The 17633-nt window shown below is 75.1% G+C and carries 16 protein-coding genes and 2 pseudogenes; 6 read left to right on the forward strand and 12 right to left on the reverse strand.

Annotation, left to right across the window (positions count from 1 at the left end):
• Positions 1–129 precede the first annotated feature (129 nt).
• The gene (locus tag FVA95_RS24530) at positions 130–468 is read right to left on the reverse strand and encodes a DUF3040 domain-containing protein (protein WP_161992423.1); all 339 of its coding nucleotides are present in this window, start codon (positions 466–468) and stop codon (positions 130–132) included.
• Positions 469–638: 170 nt separating this feature from the next.
• Complete coding sequence (locus FVA95_RS31010) at positions 639–1157, reverse strand: dTDP-4-dehydrorhamnose 3,5-epimerase family protein (protein ID WP_161992424.1); 519 nt, start codon at positions 1155–1157, stop codon at positions 639–641.
• Between the two features lie 396 nt (positions 1158–1553).
• Here FVA95_RS31010 and FVA95_RS24540 point away from each other — a divergent pair.
• A pseudogene (locus FVA95_RS24540) lies at positions 1554–1778 on the forward strand (BlaI/MecI/CopY family transcriptional regulator); the annotation flags it as partial.
• A gap of 102 nt (positions 1779–1880) precedes the next feature.
• Here the strand turns inward: FVA95_RS24540 and FVA95_RS24545 are convergent.
• Positions 1881–3503 carry an SDR family oxidoreductase gene (locus tag FVA95_RS24545; RefSeq protein WP_149666259.1) on the reverse strand — a complete coding sequence of 541 codons (1623 nt, stop codon included), beginning with the start codon at positions 3501–3503 and terminating at the stop codon, positions 1881–1883.
• Positions 3504–3548: 45 nt separating this feature from the next.
• A complete protein-coding gene (locus FVA95_RS24550; RefSeq protein ID WP_193564414.1) occupies positions 3549–4925 on the reverse strand; it encodes an AI-2E family transporter in 1377 nt (458 codons plus the stop codon).
• A gap of 544 nt (positions 4926–5469) precedes the next feature.
• Between FVA95_RS24550 and FVA95_RS24555 the strand changes: the two genes are divergently transcribed.
• Positions 5470–5946 carry a hypothetical protein gene (locus FVA95_RS24555; RefSeq protein ID WP_149666260.1) on the forward strand — a complete coding sequence of 159 codons (477 nt, stop codon included), beginning with the start codon at positions 5470–5472 and terminating at the stop codon, positions 5944–5946.
• Positions 5947–6606: 660 nt separating this feature from the next.
• Entirely contained in the window at positions 6607–7842 is a 1236-nt protein-coding gene (locus FVA95_RS24560) for a D-arabinono-1,4-lactone oxidase (protein ID WP_149666261.1), read from the forward strand.
• Between the two features lie 15 nt (positions 7843–7857).
• Here FVA95_RS24560 and FVA95_RS24565 read toward each other — a convergent pair whose 3' ends face one another.
• Positions 7858–9183, reverse strand: coding sequence for an amidohydrolase family protein (locus FVA95_RS24565; protein ID WP_149666262.1), 1326 nt, complete (start codon positions 9181–9183; stop codon positions 7858–7860).
• Positions 9184–9197: 14 nt separating this feature from the next.
• The gene (locus FVA95_RS24570; protein WP_043277127.1) at positions 9198–9842 is read right to left on the reverse strand and encodes an NYN domain-containing protein; all 645 of its coding nucleotides are present in this window, start codon (positions 9840–9842) and stop codon (positions 9198–9200) included.
• Positions 9843–9909: 67 nt separating this feature from the next.
• On the opposite strand from FVA95_RS24570, the gene paaI reads away from it, so the two are divergent.
• Complete coding sequence (paaI, locus tag FVA95_RS24575) at positions 9910–10368, forward strand: hydroxyphenylacetyl-CoA thioesterase PaaI (RefSeq protein ID WP_149666263.1); 459 nt, start codon at positions 9910–9912, stop codon at positions 10366–10368.
• 21 nt (positions 10369–10389) lie between these two features.
• Here paaI and FVA95_RS24580 read toward each other — a convergent pair.
• From FVA95_RS24580 to FVA95_RS24595, 4 genes and pseudogenes are all read right to left on the reverse strand, one after another.
• Positions 10390–11502: pseudogene (locus FVA95_RS24580) on the reverse strand (nitric oxide synthase oxygenase); the annotation flags it as partial.
• Between the two features lie 691 nt (positions 11503–12193).
• Positions 12194–13006, reverse strand: a complete 813-nt coding sequence (gene trmB, locus FVA95_RS24585) for a tRNA (guanosine(46)-N7)-methyltransferase TrmB (protein ID WP_149666264.1) — start codon at positions 13004–13006, stop codon at positions 12194–12196.
• Positions 12999–13997 (reverse strand): glycosyltransferase family 2 protein, encoded by a 999-nt coding sequence (locus FVA95_RS24590; RefSeq protein WP_205015972.1) that lies wholly within the window; start codon positions 13995–13997, stop codon positions 12999–13001. Before FVA95_RS24590 ends, trmB begins: the two co-directional genes overlap by 8 nt.
• 56 nt (positions 13998–14053) lie before the next feature.
• The gene (locus tag FVA95_RS24595) at positions 14054–15019 is read right to left on the reverse strand and encodes a glycosyltransferase family 2 protein (RefSeq protein ID WP_226361483.1); all 966 of its coding nucleotides are present in this window, start codon (positions 15017–15019) and stop codon (positions 14054–14056) included.
• Between the two features lie 251 nt (positions 15020–15270).
• Here FVA95_RS24595 and FVA95_RS24600 point away from each other — a divergent pair, with 251 nt between their 5' ends.
• Positions 15271–15972: a hypothetical protein gene (locus tag FVA95_RS24600; RefSeq protein ID WP_149666266.1), complete on the forward strand. Its 702-nt coding sequence runs from the start codon at positions 15271–15273 to the stop codon at positions 15970–15972.
• Positions 15962–16294 carry a DUF6802 family protein gene (locus FVA95_RS32215; RefSeq protein WP_161992425.1) on the forward strand — a complete coding sequence of 111 codons (333 nt, stop codon included), beginning with the start codon at positions 15962–15964 and terminating at the stop codon, positions 16292–16294. Before FVA95_RS24600 ends, FVA95_RS32215 begins: the two co-directional genes overlap by 11 nt.
• A 21-nt stretch (positions 16295–16315) precedes the next feature.
• Here the strand turns inward: FVA95_RS32215 and FVA95_RS24610 are convergent, their stop codons facing one another.
• Both FVA95_RS24610 and FVA95_RS24615 read right to left on the reverse strand, forming a co-directional pair.
• Complete coding sequence (locus FVA95_RS24610) at positions 16316–16768, reverse strand: hypothetical protein (RefSeq protein ID WP_149666267.1); 453 nt, start codon at positions 16766–16768, stop codon at positions 16316–16318.
• Between the two features lie 79 nt (positions 16769–16847).
• Positions 16848–17441 carry a TetR/AcrR family transcriptional regulator gene (locus FVA95_RS24615; RefSeq protein WP_149666268.1) on the reverse strand — a complete coding sequence of 198 codons (594 nt, stop codon included), beginning with the start codon at positions 17439–17441 and terminating at the stop codon, positions 16848–16850.
• Positions 17442–17633: the final 192 nt, after the last annotated feature.

A 17633-nucleotide genomic window follows, 5' to 3' on the forward strand; every position in this document is an offset into this window, starting at 1 on the left:
GTAACGGCCCGACCACGACGATCACCGTCGCCCACCAGCTGCACTACAGCCGGTTCTCCGACCTCGCCCACGGCTGAGGCCGGGCGGGACGCGGCGCGCGTCCCGGCCCGGTACGTGCGGGTGGGCCGGTCAGGCGGTGCCGGGCCGCGCCTGCGGACCCGTGGTGGCCGCGACGGCCAGCGCGAGGGCGGCCACGACGATCCCTGCGACGACGACCGGCACGCTCACCAGCACGGCGCCGAGCAGCAGTACGACCAGCGCGATCCCGAGCAGCATCGTCGGGAACGGCCCCGAGCCGTGCACGGTGCGCCGGTCGCGGGCGAACCCGGCGAGCAGCCGTCCGCCGTGCCGGGCCGGGGCGTTCAGCGCGGTGTTCAGCGCGGAGAACCGGCGGACCAGTCGCGGGTCGGTCCGGCGGAGCTGCACCTCGATCTCGTGCAGCCGACGGTTCTCACGCTCGCTCAGCACCCCGGCAACCCCTCGCGTCTGCGTCCCGGCAGACACGGTCGTGCCGCCGTCCGGCACGGGGCGTCGTCGATCCGGCCTGGTACGACGTTACGTGACCGATTCGTGATCTCGGCGACCGGGCCGACCGGCTCACATGCGCCCGTCCTCACACCGGGGGGCGGCGCCCGGGGTCACCAGAGGGAGACGAGGTCCCGGCGGGGGCCTGCGGGGGCTCCGAGGCGGGCGATCAGGGCGGCCCAGGACCGCGCGGTTCCCGGTGTCCGGGACGGGCGGGGGCGCAGCCAGCGGACCGCGAGGTCCGGGTCGTCCGGGTCGACGTCGAAGCGCTCCCGCCGCGGGAGCCGGGTGACACTGCGGAGCTCGACGACGGTCCCGCCCGCGACGGACTGGACGCCGTAGAGGCAGCCCGGCGGGACGAGCAGCCGTTGCGGGCCCTCGAGCAGGGCGACGGCGAGCCGGCCGAAGGTGCCGCCGTCGGGCCGGGCGTCGATGACGACGGCGTAGCCGCTGCCGCGGGGGACGCCGAGCAGCATTGCGTCGCCGGGGTGGCCGAACAGGCCGAGTACGGCGTCCTGGGCCGGGCGGCGCCGTCGTCGCACGGTGAAGGGGGCGAGGTCCGGTCCGGAGGCGCCGGTCGCGGTCGGGTCGAGCAGCAGCGCGCCGGGCACCACGGTCCGTACGACGTCCACTCGACCTCCCTCGGGTCCGGTCACCGCGTGCGCCGGGCGCGCGGTGGGCTGCGGTTGCGGTACCGGAGGTGACAACGAGCGGCCCCGGTCCCGGTGACGCAGCGCGAGTCCGCGTTGCTCCGATCGAGTGCACAGCGGGCAGTCGGGCGCCGTACCTGTTGTCGCGACCGGCACGCCCGCGACGAGCGGGTCTGCCGATCGAGGACCCGCCGCCGGGTACGTGGTGCCGAGACCGTTGCGGTGCGTGGGCACGGTCGTGCTCGGCCCGGGGCCGCGCCGTGTACGCGGTGGTGGACCCGTGTACGCAGCGTCCGACCGCCGAGGCGCGGTCACCGATCGGGGGAGCATGGGGGGTTGCGGTTACCCTCGGACCGGGGAGGCGACATGCGTGGTCGACTCGACAACCTGCACCGCAAGGGCTGGGTGCGGCGTGAGCTGGAGGGCCGCGCCTACCTCTACACGCCGGCCGCGAGCCGCGAGGAGGAGACCGCGCGTGCCCTGCGCGACCTGCTCGACGGTCCGGGCGACACCGAGGCGGTCCTCCTGCACTTCGCGCGCTCGGTGACCGAGCGCGAGTCCGCCGTGCTGCGCGCCGCCCTCCAGAGCCCCGACCGCGGCTGACACCACCCTCCCGGGGCGGGTGCGGCCGACACCGCCCTCCCGGGGCCGAACCGGGCGGGACCGGAGCCGGCGGCGCCGGTCGGGGTCCCGGACCGGAGCGGGTCAGGCCGCCCGGTCGCGCTGCGGGCGGGACCGCAGCCAGCCCGGACGGCGGCTCGCCGGGGCGGGGCCGCCGTCGTCGTCGCGCTCGGCGGTGCGGGTGATGTTGCGGACCATCCCGCCGAACACGATCCCGTGGAACGGCGCGACCGACCACCAGTACAGGTAGCCGGCCAGGCCGTGCGGGATGAACACCGCGCGCTGGTGGTAGACCGACCCGCCCGGACGCGGGCGCACCGACATCTCCAGCCAGGCCCGGCCGGGCACCTTCATCTCCGCGCGCAGCCGCAGCAGCCCCTCCTCGGGGCCGCAGTCGCTGCCGGCCGGGCGGGGCCCACCGGGCTCGATCATCCGTTCCACCCGCCACCAGTCCAGCGCGTCGCCGGTGCGCAGGTCGTGCGGGTCGCGACGGCCGCGGGACAGCCCGACGCCGCCGACCGCGCGGTCCATCCAGCCGCGCACCGACCAGGCCAGCGGGAACGAGTACCAGCCGCGCTCGCCGCCGATGCCCTCGATGACCGTCCACAGCCGTTCCGGGGTCGCGTTGCAGGGCTGCTCGCGCTCGTCGAGGTAGACGTCGCCGCCGGCCCAGTCCGGGTCGCTCGGCAGCGGGTCGGACGGCACGTTCTCCACGGTCGCGCCGGACCAGCGGGTCTCCACCTCGCCGTCGGTGATGCGGGACAGAGCCAGCTCGACGGCCCGGTCGTAGCTGATCAGGCCCTCCGGCGGGTCCGGCACCCAGCGCTCGATGTCGTCCTCGGTGCAGACGACCTCGTGCACCAGCGACTCGATGAGCGGCGTGGCGATCGACTTCGGCACGGGGGTGACGATGTTGATCCAGTGCGCCGACAGCGACGGCGTCAGCACCGGCACCGGGACCACCCGGCGTCGCGGCAGCCCGGCGACGCGGGCGTAGCGCTGCATCATGTCGTAGTAGGTGAGGATCTCCGGGCCGCCGATGTCGAACGTGCGGTTCAGCTCGGCGTCCGGGGCGTCGATCTCGGCGACCCGGATGAGGTACCGCAGCACGTCGCGCACCGCGATCGGCTGGATCCGGTTCCGCACCCAGCGCGGCGTGATCATCAGCGGCAGTCGTTCGGTGAGGTAGCGCAGCATCTCGAAGCTGGCGGACCCGGAGCCGAGGATCACCGCGGCCTGCAGCACGACCGTCGGCACCCCGGAGCGCAGCAGCGTCTCGCCGACCTCCACCCGCGACGCCAGGTGCGCCGACAGCCCGCCGGACGGCGTGTCCGGGTGCAGTCCGCCCAGGTAGACGATCCGTCGCACGCCGGCCGCCCGCGCCGCCTCACCGAGGATCAGCGCGGCGCGCCGGTCGGTCGCCGCGAAGTCGGAGTCCGACAGCGAGTGCACGAGGAAGTAGACGACGTCGACGTCCTCGCAGGCCGCGCGGACGCTGTCCGGGTCGAGCAGGTCGCCCTGCACGATCTCCGCCTCGGCGGCCCACGGCACGTCGGCGAGCTTGTCCGGGTTGCGGACCAGGCAGCGCACGTGGACCGGGCCCGCGGACGTATCCGGGACGAGGTCGGGCTCGGGACCGCGGCCCAGCAGCCGGGGCGCGAGCCGCCCACCGATGTAGCCGGTCGCACCCGTCACGAGATAACGCACGTCGCGATCGTCCCACCGCAGGCCCTGTGCGGCAGGGCGTGCCGCTCAGCCGGGCAGGGCGGGCGGTGGGTTCGCCTCGCGGGGGCGCAACGGGTCCACCGCCCGCGGCGCGACCTCGCGCGACGCGACCAGGGACCGCACCGCGGCGGTGAGCACGGCCAGCAGCGGGACGGCGAGCAGCGCGCCGGCGATCCCGGCGACGACCACCCCGACCGCGACGCCGAGCGCCACCGCCAGCGGGTGCAGACGGACCGCCCGGCCCATCAGCAGCGGTTGCAGCACGTGGCTCTCCAGCTGCTGCACGGCCAGCACGACACCGAGCACGATCAGTGCGGTCACCGGTCCCTCGGTCGCCAGCGCGACCAGCACGGCGACGGCGCCGGTCAGCACCGCCCCGATGACCGGCACGAACGCGCCGAGGAACACCAGCGCGGCCAGCGGCAGCACGAACGGCACCCCCGTCGCCCACAGGCCCAGGCCGATCCCGAGTGCGTCGACGACGGCGACCAGCACCGTCGCCCGCACGTAGCCGACGAGCGAGGCGAACCCCCGCCGGGCGGCGACGTCGACCCGCGACCGGCGGGCCCGCGGGGCGAGCAGCCGGACGAAGCCCCAGATGCGACGGCCGTCGTAGAGCATGAAGATCAGTGCGAACAGGCAGAGCGCGAACCCGGCGAGGATCTCCCCGACGGTCGCGGCGGTCGTCACCGCGCCGGAGGTCAGCGTCTGCTGGTTGTCGCGCACCGCCTGCAGCACCTGGTCGCCGAGAACGCCGACGTCGATCCGGAACGGCGTCGCGTCGGCGAGCCCCTGCAGGGAGCCGACGTTGTCGGTGACCTCCGCGACGACCTGCGAGGTGCCGTCGACCAGGGTGCTGACGACGGCGGTCAGCAGCCCGCCGAGCGCGGCCAGGCCGCCGACCATGACCAGCGCCGTCGCGATGCCGCGGGGCACCCGCCGTTCGTGCAGCCACCGGACCAGCGGGGCGAGCAGCGCGGTCAGCAGCACCGCGATCGCCATCGGGACGACGATCACCCGCAGCTCGATCACCAGGAACACCAGCAGCGCGAGCCCGGCGGCGATGACGAGCATCCGGCCGACGGCCTCGGAGGCGATCCGCAGCGGGCGCGGGATCTCCGCCTGCGGGGTGGGGCGGTGGCGTGGTCCGGCGGCCCGCGCCACCGGGTCCGCGAGGTGCGACCCGGTCCCGGAGTCGGAGAGGGCGGCGCGGTGGTGCTCGGCGGTGCCGTCGGGGTGCGTGTCGTCGGGGTGGGCTGTGGCGTCGTGGGTGCGGGAGGCACCGGGACCCTGGAGGTCCACGGTGTCGTCGCGAGGTGTGCCATGGGCAGGGTCGTCGTCGTGCCGTGGGCGCGGGATGCCGCCCCCGGCAGGAGCGGCGGGCCGCCCGGTCCGCTCCGTCATGGCACGGACGGTACGGCGGACCGGCCGGTGCGGCGCGGCGCACGCACAGGTGACGGCCCGGCCCTCCGCGCACCCCACCCCGGTCGGCCCAGCATCGGGTCGGACGGAGCAGCGCGCACGCCGATCTGTCACTCTCCGTCGAATTACACCCGTGTAGTCGACACACCGCAGACCGGACTCGGCACGACGGAGTGGTGAGGTGGTCACTCACCGCCGCATGGTGGCCACGACGTGCCGAATCGCGGCCATCGGGGCCGTTGCGAGAGTCTGTCGCCGACATCCGCCGACGCTCCGAAACCCGGACCGTGGCTACCGACTGCTCCAGGAGGAGTCCGGATGAACACTCGCCGTAGACAACACGGAGAGTCTCCGACGGGTCGTGCCACTCGTACGAGGGGACCTCGCCACGAGAACTGTCACCCCCGTTTCCCCACTCAGGTGTCACCCGTTGACCGGGTGAGTGGGCTGAACGGCGGTACGAGATGTACGCGATACGGACCAGGCCGTGGGTCCTCACATCTCAGGCGAGCAGGAGGTACGGCGGGTGTACGAGTTCGACAGCGCTGCGGGTGGCCTCGAGTCGTCGATCCGGGCGCGACGCGCCGCGCAGGAGAGCTGGCCGTTCCCCGGTCGGCACGAGTCGCACGAGGAGATCCAGGAGGAGACCCCGATCTTCCACGCCCTCACGGTCGGGGGCTGGCGGGACGGCCGGCGGAGCGGGGACGCCGGCAACGCCGTGCGCCGCGTGCACCGCGACACCGTCCGCACGACCCGCCGCGGTGGCGCAGTCCGGCCGACCGGCGACACGGTCGCCGCGTTCCACTCCGAGCCCGCCCCGGTCCCGGCGCAGCCGGCCGGCCACGCGCCCCGGGAGCAGGGCGACAGCGCCTGGAACGCACCGGGTGACGCCGCCATGGCGATGCTGCGCCGCCGTCGCGACATCGAGCGTGCCGCGGACCGGGCGGCGATCGCCGACCTGCTGGGCGGTGCCGGGCGGCACCGGCTGACCCGCTCGGCCTGAGCGGCGGACCGCGGGCCGTCCGGTCCGGCCGTTCCTCCGGTACGGGCAGCGCGGTACGGCCGTTCGGCACCGGATCGGGATCGGATCGGCACACGAGGCAACCACGACACCCCCGGCGCGTCCCGGGGAGTAGTCGCACGCCACGGGCGTGCGGCCGCACGGCAGGACCGGTGGGGACCGGGAGCGCCGAGGACGCACCAGAACATCCCGCGGACGCACCTTGGGACCGCGGGATGAGGTGACGACCGGCTGGGGAGCTGGGTCGTCAGCACGCAAGGCGAGGGCCGGGGCGATGGTCGGAGGGAGCCGACCACCGACCCGGCCCTCGCGCGTGCGGAGGCCACCGGCGCGGCGCGCGCGACGCCGGTGACGCCGTCGGAGCCGACCGGAGCCGTGGGGAGCGCGGTTCCGGGCAGAACGACGGGGCCGAGCGCAGGACATCCTCGTCCCGGACTCGCGTGGCGACATGATCACCACGGAGTGTGACCGTATCGGGCGGCCGTCCGGGTCACAAGAGGGCATTCGCCGCAGCTTCCGTCGTCCCATCCGGCACACCCGTCACCGCGCTCACCACTGCCCCACCGGACGGTCGTACGACGCACCGCGACGCGTGCACGAATCGTTCCGCACGGTGACCCCCGGCGTTCTACCCTGCGAGGGATGAGCACCGATCCCGCCGCGACCGGCCCCCGGCGCACCGACCGCCCGCTCGACGAGGCCGGCGTCGTGACGGCCGTGCGACGGGCCGCGGAGCGAGGCGCCACCGTCCGGCCCACCGGCGCCGGTGGGCGCGCCCCGGGGCCCCTCGTCCGCACCGAGGACGTGCTGCTCGACGTGTCCGCGCTGACCGGCGTCGTCGAGATCGGCGAGGACACCGTGCGGGTGCGGGCCGGGGAGACCGTCGCGGACCTCTGCGTCGCCCTCGCCGCCGCCGGCCGGGCACTGGCCACCGTGCCCGACGCGCCCCGCGCCACCATCGGCGGCGCCACCGGGCTGGGCATGTACGGCGGCGCCCACGCCGAGGGCTCGCTGTCCGACCAGGTCCGCGCCGTCCGGCTGGTCGACGGCCGCGGCACCGTCCGCGACGTCACCGGGCCCGATCTCGATGCCGCCCGCTGCGGGCTCGGTGCGCTCGGCATCGCGACCGCGCTGGAGCTCCGCACCGTCCCGCTCACCCGGCTGCAGGTGCACGAGCGCGCCGTCGGCATCGACGAGGTGCTCGGCGAGGACCTGCTCGTCGAGCACGCCTGGACCGAGTGCGACATCGCGATCAGCCCGTCGGTGCACGCCGGGTCCGCGGTGCTGCGCTGGGCCGAGCCGGAGCCCGAGGCGACCGGTCCGGTCGAGCGCGCCGGCTGGGGACAGGCGGTGTCGCGGCTGGCGTCGTCGTGGTGGTCCTCCGGGGTGGGTCTGCGGTCCGGGTGGCCGCCGCCGCAGCGCTGGGCGCCCGGCACGGCAGGGCCGCCGCACGAGGTCCTGCCGGACCCGCAGCCGTGGGACCCGGACCTGTCCGAGTGGGCCGTGCCGCGTGCCGCTCTCGGGACCGTCCTGCGCGAGCTGGGGGCCGCCGTCGCCGCGCGGGGGCGGGAGCTGCGGCCGGTGCGGGTGCGCACCGGCCGGGCCGAGACCGGCCTGCTGCACCCGGCGTCCGGCCGGGACACCGCCTACCTGCGGCTGCGGACCCGCGGACCCGCGGAGGAGCCGGTCCGCCGGCTCGCGGGTGCGGTCTGCGAGGACGCCGACGGGCGGCCGTGCTGGACCACCCGGCACGCCTGGGGACCGGACGAGCTCGCCGTCGCCTACCCGGGGTGGGAGGCGTTCCGGGCCGTCCGCGACCGGTTCGACCCCGACCGCCGGTTCACCGACCCGCACCTCGCGGCGGTACTCGGCCGCTGACGGTGGCGGTACCGCTCAGAGCTGCTCGCGCAGCCGCGCGGAGATCGACCGCACCGCGGCGAGCGACGCGCGGCGGTCGGCCAGGGTCGGCTCGCCCGCGTCGACGACCTGCTCGCCGCCCACCCACACGTCGTGGACGAGGCGGGAGCCGCCCGCCCACACCAGGTTCGACACGAGCTGGGCGTCGTCGGTGGGCGCGACGAACGCGGAGTCGTCGGTGTCGATGTGGACCACGTCCGCCCGCCGCCCGGTCTCCAGCGCGCCGAGGTCGTCGCGGCCGATCGCGTGCGCGGCGTCCGCGGTGCCCATGAGCAGCATGTCGGCGGCGGTGAGGGCGGCGGCGTCGTCGGCCCCGACCCGCGCCAGCAGCCCGGCCAGCCGCGCCTGGTGCCAGAGGTCCAGGTCGTCGCAGGAGGCGGGGCCGTCGGTGCCCAGCCCCACCCGGACCCCGGCCCGGCGCAGGTCCAGCAGCCGGGCGGTGCCCGCCGCGAGCTTCGCGTTCGAGCCGGGACAGTGCGCGACGGCGACGCCGTGCCGGGCGTAGACGGCGATGTCGTCGTCGGACAGGTGCACCGAGTGCGCGGCCAGCACCCGCCCGCCGAGCGCACCGCCGGCGTCGAGCATCGCCGGCACCGAGCCGTGGGTCTCCCGGACGTGGGCGTCCTCGCCGCGGGACTCCGCGACGTGGGTGTGCAGCAGCGCCCCGCGCTCGCGGGCGGCCGCGGCGACCGACTCCAGGGCACCGGGCGGCAGCGTGTACGCCGAGTGCGGGCCGTAGCCGAGCTCGATCCGGCCGTCGTCGTCGGGGACGAGGCCGTGCGCGTCGATCCGGGCGGAGACGTCGTCGCGCATCTGCTCCCAGGTCCCGAGCCGGTCCCAGCCGGGCGCGGCGATGATCCCCGGGGTGAGCACGGCCCGCGACCCTGCGGTGCGGACGGCGTCGGCCAGTGCGTCGGTGAAGAAGTACATCTCGACGCTGGTGGTGCAGCCGGTCCGCAGCAGGTCCAGGCAGCCCGCGAGCATCCCGGCGTGCACGTCGTCCTCGGTCAGCAGACCCTCCGCGGGCCACATGACCTCGGTCAGCCACCGCATCAGCGGCAGGTCGCCACCCATCCCGCGCAGCAGCGACATCGGGGTGTGGCAGTGCGTGTTGACCAGGCCGGGCAGGAGCAGCCCGGGCAGCGGCCGCACGCCGGCGTCGGTCGCCGGCGCGTCCGCGGCCGCGCCGAAGAACGCGATCCGGCCGGTGTCGTCGACGTCGAGGACCGCGTCCCGGACGACCGGGAAGCCGGGCGTGCAGGGCAGCGCGACCGGCGCGGTGAGCCGCTGGAGGACCGTCATGTCGTCGTGCCGGGTCAGCGGCGGTCGAGCAGCGAGCGCAGCGACCGGAACGGCGGCAGCCAGGCGCCCTCGTCGGGCAGGGTCTCCAGCGAGACGCGCGGCAGCGGCTCGCGGAACACGCCGTCGATGTCCTCGAGGTCGAGGAACGACAGCGTCTCCGAGGCCAGCGCGAACCCGGCGTACTCGCGGAAGCCGATTACCGTGACGTCGGTGCCGCCCTCGATGAGCTTCTCCAGCGGCTCCCGGAACGCCCGCCCGTCCCCCGAGGCGACGACGACGTGGCGCAGCCTGCCCTCGGCCGAGCGCATGCCGATGTGGGCGAGCATGTCGTCGTCGACGTCGGAGTCGTCGCTGGTCTTCGGCTTGGCGAAGACGGCGAAGCCCACGTTGCGCAGGGCCTCGACCCAGGGCCGGACGATGTCGATGCTGCCCGGGGCGACGTTGGTGAACACGCACGCCTCGGCCTCGGCCTCGGGGCCGGCGAGGTCCAGGAGCCAGCGTCCGACGGCGTCGAAACGCGGGCGGTAGGCCGAGGTGGGGCGGGCACCGAGCAGCGAACCGAGGCTCATGTCCATGTTCGGCGCGTCCCACACCAGCAGCACGCGCTCCTGCGGACCCGTCGGAACGCCGCGTCCGTGTTGCCCCGTCCCGCTGCTCATGCCGGGGAGCCTAGCCGTCGCCGCCCCGCCCGCCCGGCCCGGCGCCCACGCGGGTGAGACTGTCCCCATGGAGAACCCACCGGCCGAGCCGGAGCAGGTCGCCGCCCGGACCGCCGCGATCATGCGCGAGGGCGACCGGGCGAGCCGTTCGGCGGGCGTCGACGTCGTCGCGGTCGCTCCCGGGCGGGCGACGGCGCGGATGACCGTCCGCCCCGACCAGGTCAACGGGCACGGCGTCTGCCACGGCGGTTACCTGTTCCTGCTCGCCGACACCGCGATGGCCTACGCCAGCAACTCCCACGGCGTCTCCGCGCTGGCCAGTGGCGCCGACATCGCGTTCCTGCGCCCGGCGCGCGAGGACGACGCCCTCACCGCCGAGGCCGTCGAGCGCGCCGCGAGCGGCCGGTCCGGGCTCTACGACGTGACCGTCCGCACCGCCGACGGGACGGTCGTCGCCGAGTTCCGGGGGCGCACCCGGCAGGTGCCGGGTCTGAGCCCGGTCACCGCCCGGCCCGACCAGCCCTGACCAGCCTGGATCAGCCCTGGATCAGCCCTGGTCGTCGCGGGGCCGCAGGCCGTGCGGCTCCAGGAACGCCGGCCGCAGCTCCGGGTCGGGCTCGTCGTAGTAGCGGTGGAAGACCGGGGTCTGCGAGCCCGACATCGGCGGCACGATCCAGCTCCAGTCGGCCGGGCAGCGCCGTCCCGCGGCCTCCTCCTTCGCCAGGAAGGTCATGAAGCGCTCGGCCTCGCTGTGGTGGTCGGCCATGGTGACGCCGTCGGCGTCGAAGGAGTGGGTGACCGCGCGGACCAGCTCGACCATCGCCCGGTCCCGCCACATCGTGCGCACCGACCGGGTGTCGAGCCCGAGCCGCTTCGCGATCTCGGGCAGCAGGTCGTACCGGTCGGTGTCGGCGAGGTTGCGGGCGCCGACCTCGGTGTCGAGGTACCAGCCGTTGAACGGGGCGGCCGGGTACACGACCCCGCCGATCTCCAGCGGCATGTTGCTGATGGCGGGCACCGAGTGCCAGCGCAGCCCGAGGCGGGCGAACCACGGGTGCTCCGGGTGGCGCAGCGGGACCTCGTGCACGGCGTCCGGCGGCACGTCGAACAGCCGGGACCGCCCGTCCGGGCCGGTGATCAGCAGCGGCAGCACGTCGAACCGGCCCGCCGGCTGCGGTCGCGGCCACCCCATCCCGACGACGTGGTCGGTGAAGTCGGCCTGTCCGGGGTCCCCGGTGACGGTGCCGTCGGGGTTGCGGTGCCCGGCGTAGCGGACGAGCTGGTCGTTGCGGATCCGCGGGCCGGGACGCCCCGGGGCGTCCGGCGCGAACACCGTCATCGTCGAGCGGATCTTCCCGCCGCGGGTGGCGGCGCGCAGGTGTCCGACGCTCTCCTGCGCGACGTCGGCCGGGTCGTGCAGGTGGCGCAGGTCGCGGACCTGCAGCGACTGCCAGTACAGGCGCCCGATGCAGCGCGCGGAGTTCCGCCACGCCACCCGGGCGCCGAACACCAGCTCGTGCATGGTGTGGGTGTAGGTGCCGGACCGGTCGATCTCGGCACGGACCTGGCGCAGCCGGTCCGCCAGCGGGACACCCGGCTCGGTCTCCGCGTGCACTTGGCGCAGGAACTCCTCGGCCGCGGCCGGGTCGACCGGGGCGGGATCCCGCTCGTCGGCGACGCCGGGGGGCGGCGGATGGCCGCCGGAGCGCCCGTGCCCGGTGACCGGGCAGCCGCCGGTGGCTTCCGCCGGGGGCGCGCTGCGGTTCTCCGCCGGCGGCGTGACGCGGACGACCGTGGTCGCGGTGCCCGGGCCGTCGATCCGGGTGAGGAGGTGCTCGCGGCGTCCCGCGGTCGGGCGCTGTGCTCCGGGGGCCGGGACCGTCCCGGGGGCCGGGGTCGCGACGGTCGCGCGCTCCGGCAGCGGCGTGGCGACCGTTGCCCGCTCGGCCGGGGCCTCGCCCCGGGGGGACGCGGACTCGGCCGGACCCTGCTCACGGGCCGGGCCCTGTTCCCACGGCGCCGTCGGGGGCATCCAGGGCCGGTCGACGACCGTCGTCGCCTCCACCCCCGTCCGCGCCATCGCGGTGGTCGCCTGCGCGGGACCCTCGACCGGTCCGACCAGCGGGACCATCGACACCGACCGTCCGGACCGCTCCGCGGCGGACTCCCCCGACGCCTGGCCGCTGCCCTGACCCGGACCCGACGGAGCGCCCGACGGCGGGCCCGTCATCGGGCGGGGCGTCGGGCTCGGCCGGAAGCCGGCCGGTCGGTCGACCGGTCGCTTCGGTGCCGCGGGAGCGGGGTGCGAGTTCTTGCCGTGCTCCATCGTCGTCACGGGCGTCCTTCGGGGGTCACTCGGGTGGGGATCCGGGTCGGGGGTGCTCCTGACCGTAGTCGGTCACTCTCCGTGTGTCACCGGCACCATGGGCGTGGTCGGCGATGTACAGCAGGTCACGAACCGGTCGTCCGTCCAGCCGGGCCCGGTCCTCGAACTTGGTGACCGGACGCCACGACGGGCGGTCCTGCCAGCCGTCCGGCCGGAGCGGGAAGCGGTCGTCCGGGCGCAGCGACGGCTCCGCGGAGACCACCCGGCGCATCTGCTCGGCGTAGTGCGGCCAGTCGGTCGCCAGGTGCAGCAGGCCGCCCGGGCGCAGCCGCGACGCGGCCAGCGCGGCGAAGTCGGGCTGGATCAACCGGCGCTTGTGGTGCCGCCGCTTGGGCCACGGGTCGGGGAAGAAGATGCGCAGTCCGTCCAGCGAGGCCGGCGGGACGACCCGGGTGAGCAGCTCCACGGCGTCGCCGCGCAGCAGCCGCTGGTTGGTCAGGCCGCCCTGCTCGATCCGCATGAGCAGCTGGGCCAGGCCCGGCTCGAAGACCTCGACGGCGACGTGGTCGATCTCCGGCTCGGCCGTCGCGAGCGCCGCGGTCGTCTCGCCCATGCCGGACCCGATCTCCAGCACGACCGGAGCGGTCCGGCCGAACATCGCCGCCGGGTCCCAGACCCCGGACGCCACGACGTCGTCGACCTCGGCGCCCCACGTCGACCACAGCCGGTCCCAGGCGGACTGCTGCCCCTCGGAGAGCCGGACGCGCTGGTGGACGTAGGAGCGGATCCGGGTGTCGTGCGGGTGCGGGGTCTCCGGGGCGGTGGCCCGGTCAGGCACCGGTGTTCCGGCCCGCGGGCAGCCGCACGTGGGCGGTCGCGCCGGGCAGCCGGCCGCGGACGTAGCCCGCGGTGGTGACGCCGAGGCAGGCGACGATCGCGACGGCGGAGGCGGCGTTGCGCTCCCTCGCCTCGCGGATCACGCCCGCGGGCAGCACCTTCATCGTGTAGCTGCTCTCGGCGGACAGCGAGTCCCCGGTCCCGACGACCTTGGAGACCGCGGCCTTGGAGATGCCCTCGGCCCAGCCGCGGCGCAGCAGGTAGCGCCAGGAGACCCGGTCGTCGGACACCCGGTGGTCGACGGCGGCGCGCGGCTCGAACAGGATGCGCGGGTTCCGGCCGTCGGCGACGTAGGCCTGCCGGGCCCGGATGCAGAGCTCGGTCTCCTCGCAGCCCAGCGGGTTCTTGCCGATCCGGCCCATGTCCTCGGCGAACCCGCCGACGCGGGTGAACACCTCGGCGCGCAGGGACATGTTGCAGCCCATGAGGTTGCGCATCTCCGCGCGCTCGGTGGGCTGGCCGGTGTAGGTGCAGCCGACGACCCAGTCGAGCTCGCCGGTGGCGTTCGGGTCCCCGGGGGCGGCACCGGGCAGGGTCCGCGGACGCCCGTCGGGCCACTTCGGGTGGGCGACCCCGCCGACGCCGATGACGTCCGGGTCCTCGTACGGGGCGAGGAGCGCGCGCAGCCAGCCGGGGCGGGCCGCGGCGTCGTCGTCGAGGAAGACGACGACCTCGCCGGAGGCCAGCTCGACCGCGGTGTTGCGGGCGCCGGACAGGCCCTGCTTCTTCTCGTTCGCGACGACCACCACCCCGAGCGGCCCGAACTCGCGCTCGGCCCGCTCCCGCAGGCGCTCGTTGTGGTCGACGACGACGATCGTCTCCAGCGGGGTCACGTCCTGGTCGAGAACCGAGTCGACGGCGGCCTTGATGTCGAACCAACGCTTCTCGGTGTAGACGCAGACGACCACGGTGGCGGTCGGCAGGGCGCTCACGTGCAATCGCTCCTCATGGTGCTGCGGACCGGCGGGGGCGGCCGGTACGAGCAGCGTCAGCGGGCGTAGCCGGACGCCTTGCGGCGCTGCTCCATGCGACGGTGCTCGGCCATCAGGGTACGCAGCACCCGGGTGCCGTCGGCGAAGGTCCGCAGGTTGGTCTCGCCGAACATGCGCTCCCGCTCGACCGACGGCACCTCGGTGATCGTCAGGTCGGCCGCGGCGACGCGGCAGTTCAGCACGGTCTCGATCTCGAAACCGTCGCCCCAGAGCATCGAGCCGTCCTCGGGCTGCGGCGCCGCCGGGTCCGGGAGCTCGAGCTGCGGCAGCAGGTCGGCCCAGAAGGCGTTGTAGCCGTAGCAGAGGTCGGAGTACTTGGTACCGAACAGCCGGTTCGCGACGGTGTTCAGCCCGGCGTTGCCGGACTTGCGCAGCAGCGTGATGTCGTCCGAGCCACCGCCCTTGCAGAACCGGCTGCCCTTGGCGAAGTCGGCGCCCTTGACCAGCGCGTTCACGAATGCCGGGATCTCGTTCGGGTCGGCCGAGCCGTCGGCGTCGAACATGACGATGACGTCACCGGTCGCGGCGGTGAAACCGCAGGCCATCGCGTTGCCCTTGCCCTTGCGGGTCTGGGTGATGACGCGTGCCCAGGGCAGCGTGCGTCGCGCGACGGCGACCGTGTTGTCGGTCGAGTTGCCGTCGACGACGATGACCTCGTGCACGGCCGGCCGCACCGCGGCGATGGCCGGCAGCACGATCTCCAGGTTCCGGGCCTCGTTGCGGGTCGGCACGATCACCGACACCGCCGGGTTCGCGCTGCGGCGCGGAGCCGGGCGGGGCCGCGGGCGACGGAAGCCCTCGGGACCCTCCGGCTGCGACGCCAGCGGAGCGCGCCCGCCGGGTCGGGCAGGGCTCGCCGGGAACGGCGACTGTCCGGCACCGGCACCGTTCTGACGCCCGGGGCGCGCGGGGGCGCTCGCATCGGGCGTGACGGTCTGGCGGGCGGGCGTAACGGCGCTCACACTTCCTCCATACAGGTCCGCTTACTCGTCCAACGACGCGATCACGGTCCGGTTGCGGTTCTGGTGTCGGGCGTCTTGGGTATTGCCCGATCAGTGGACGTCCCTCGAGCCCGTGGGGTTGCCCCGGTCGGCTGATTCGTCCGTGTCCACGCTGCGGTTCACCCTTGCCCATGAAAGGGGACGGCGATCACCCGGGTCCGCTGCGCAGTCCTACGGATCCGCCCCGGAGCGGCCCGCCCGACACTGGCCGCATGGACCGGGAACCACCGTCGGGCAGCATCGGGCCGCCACTGCGCACCGCGCTCGACCAGATTCGTGTCGATCTTCTCGCGACCCTGTCGGCGCAGGTCGACGGCCTGGCGGCGCACGCGGTCCGGCGCGCGGGCCGGGCCGGCGACCCCCGGTGGTGGACGGCCGCGCTCGACGGTCCCGCCCGCACCCTCGACGACGCCTGGGCGCGCCGCAGCGGACCGGTCCTGCGCCGCGGTGCGGCCGCGACCGCACTACGACATCAGGGCGTCAGAGTGACACAGATCACTCACGGTGCGTCACGGTCGGGTGGTCGGGCTCTCACCGCCGCGGCGGCCCGGGCGCTCGCCGTCGCACCGGGCCGGGAGCGCGGGGCATGGTCCGGAGCGGCCCTGTCCGGGTCGGCGGTGTCGGTGCTCTCGATCCTCCTGGCGGTCGGGCGCCTGCTCCCGACCGCGGGCCCCGGGGCACCGCTCGCCCTGTCCGGGTTCGTCCTGCTGGCGGGAGCACTCGTCGCGGCCCGGGTGCGGGCGGTGCGCTCGACCCGCGACCGGGTGCTGGCCCGGCGGGTGCGCGACGCGGTGCTCGCCGCCGCGGACCGCGAGCTGGCGGCGTGGATCGCGGCCGCGGAGCGGTGGTCGACGGGCCCGGCCGTGCCGCGGCGGGCGTCGCACCGCCCCGGGGAGCCGGCCCGTGCGCACTGAGCCGCCGGTGCCGGTGGGGAGCGCTGCGCCGGTCGGGAACACGGCACCGGTCGGGAGCAGGGTGCCGGTCGGGAGCACGGCGCTGGCGGGCGCGGTGGTCGCGGCGGCGCTGCCCGTCCCCTGGTGGGTGCGGGTGCCCCGGGCCCGGTCCGGTGTCGTGGGGTCGGTCCCGGTGTCCGGGCCGGCCGCCCGGGACGGCGACGGCGACGGCGTCGCGGAGACCCTCGTCGTCGAGACGGGGCGGGGTCCGGAGTTCTGGACCGACCTCGACGGCGACGGTCTCGCCGATGCGGTGACCGGTCTTCCCGGCGCCCCGGGTTGAGACCCGGTGGGGTCCCGGGGGTCAGTCCTCCGGCTGTTCGGCCGGGGTGCGGCCCTCAGCGTCGGTGTTCGCGCCGCGCCGGAACCGGCCGACGCCGCGACGCTGCTCGGCGATCGAGCGGTCGATGTCGGCCGACACCTTCTGCTGGCGACGCCGCTCACGGATGCGGAGCAGGACGAGCATCGAGATGCCGTAGGCGATCCCGACGACCAGCAGCACGACGCCGATCTTGAACACGATCTGCTGGACGCCGGTGATGCTGTCGATGTCGATGACCGAGATCATCCCCAGCACGCCGAGCGTCAGCAGGTGGAACAGCACCACCAGCAGTCGGTTGATGGAGTGCGACGTCTCCTTGCTCTGGAAGACGTCCTCCAGGAACGGCTGCCCGGTGCGCAGCAGGATCTGACCGACCCCGACCGTGATCGCGACACCGACCACGACCAGCGCGAGATAGCCGCCGGTTTCCTCCACAGTGGGCCCCTCCCCGTGCGAGTACAGGACAGGAGACTACCCCGCGCGACCGGTTCCACGCGTTCTGTGCACGACGGGATCACCCGGGCCGGGAACGGGCTGCCAGCAGCGTCCGCAGGGTGTTGAGGAGCTCCTCGGTCGAGACCCCGCCGGTGAGCGGCGCGCCGGTCAGGGTGCGCAGGTAGAGGCCGTCCCCGACGAGCTGCACCAGCCAGGCCAGGACCGGGTCGTCGATCTCCTCGGACAGTGCGGCGAGCCCGTCGGCGTCGACGTCGGCCAGCGCGGTCCGGGCGGCCTCCCCGGAGCTGCTGCCGTCGGCGACGCGCAGGGTCGCGAGGTAGGTGCGGGTCAGTCCGACCGGCGACTCGTGGCCCGGCACCGAGGTGCGCAGGTAGTAGGCCACGGTGCCCGCCGCATCCGAGCGCATGAGCTCCGCGTCGCGGGCGCTGCGTTCGCGCAGCCGCGCCAGCAAGCCGCTGACCAGCGCCTCCTTGGAGCTGAAGTGGTAGAGCAGTCCGCCCTTGGACACCTCGGCCACCGCCGCCACCGCGTCGAGGGTCGCGCCGCCGGGGCCCTGCTCGATCAGCAGCGTCTCGTACGCGTCGAGGACCCGGTCGCGGGTCGAGCCCGGTCCCCGTGTCCCCGCGTTCCGTCGTTCGGACTGGGACGCCATGGGCGAAGCCTAGTTGTGATGTCCAGGGAGGTTGTCCCGTCCGGGGGCGGTGAGTCTGGCTGACAGACGAAGGCCTCCGGTTGTGAAGTGGAGCTGTCTAGGAACCGCTTCACCCACCGGAGGCCTTCGTGTCCCACGCTAACGCCGCCCTGACCCCGCGCGCCCGGCTGCGGCTCGCTCAACTCGTCGTCG

Origin of the sequence: Pseudonocardia sp. EV170527-09, assembly GCF_008369905.1 — a bacterium.
Classification (GTDB): Bacteria; Actinomycetota; Actinomycetes; order Mycobacteriales; family Pseudonocardiaceae; genus Pseudonocardia.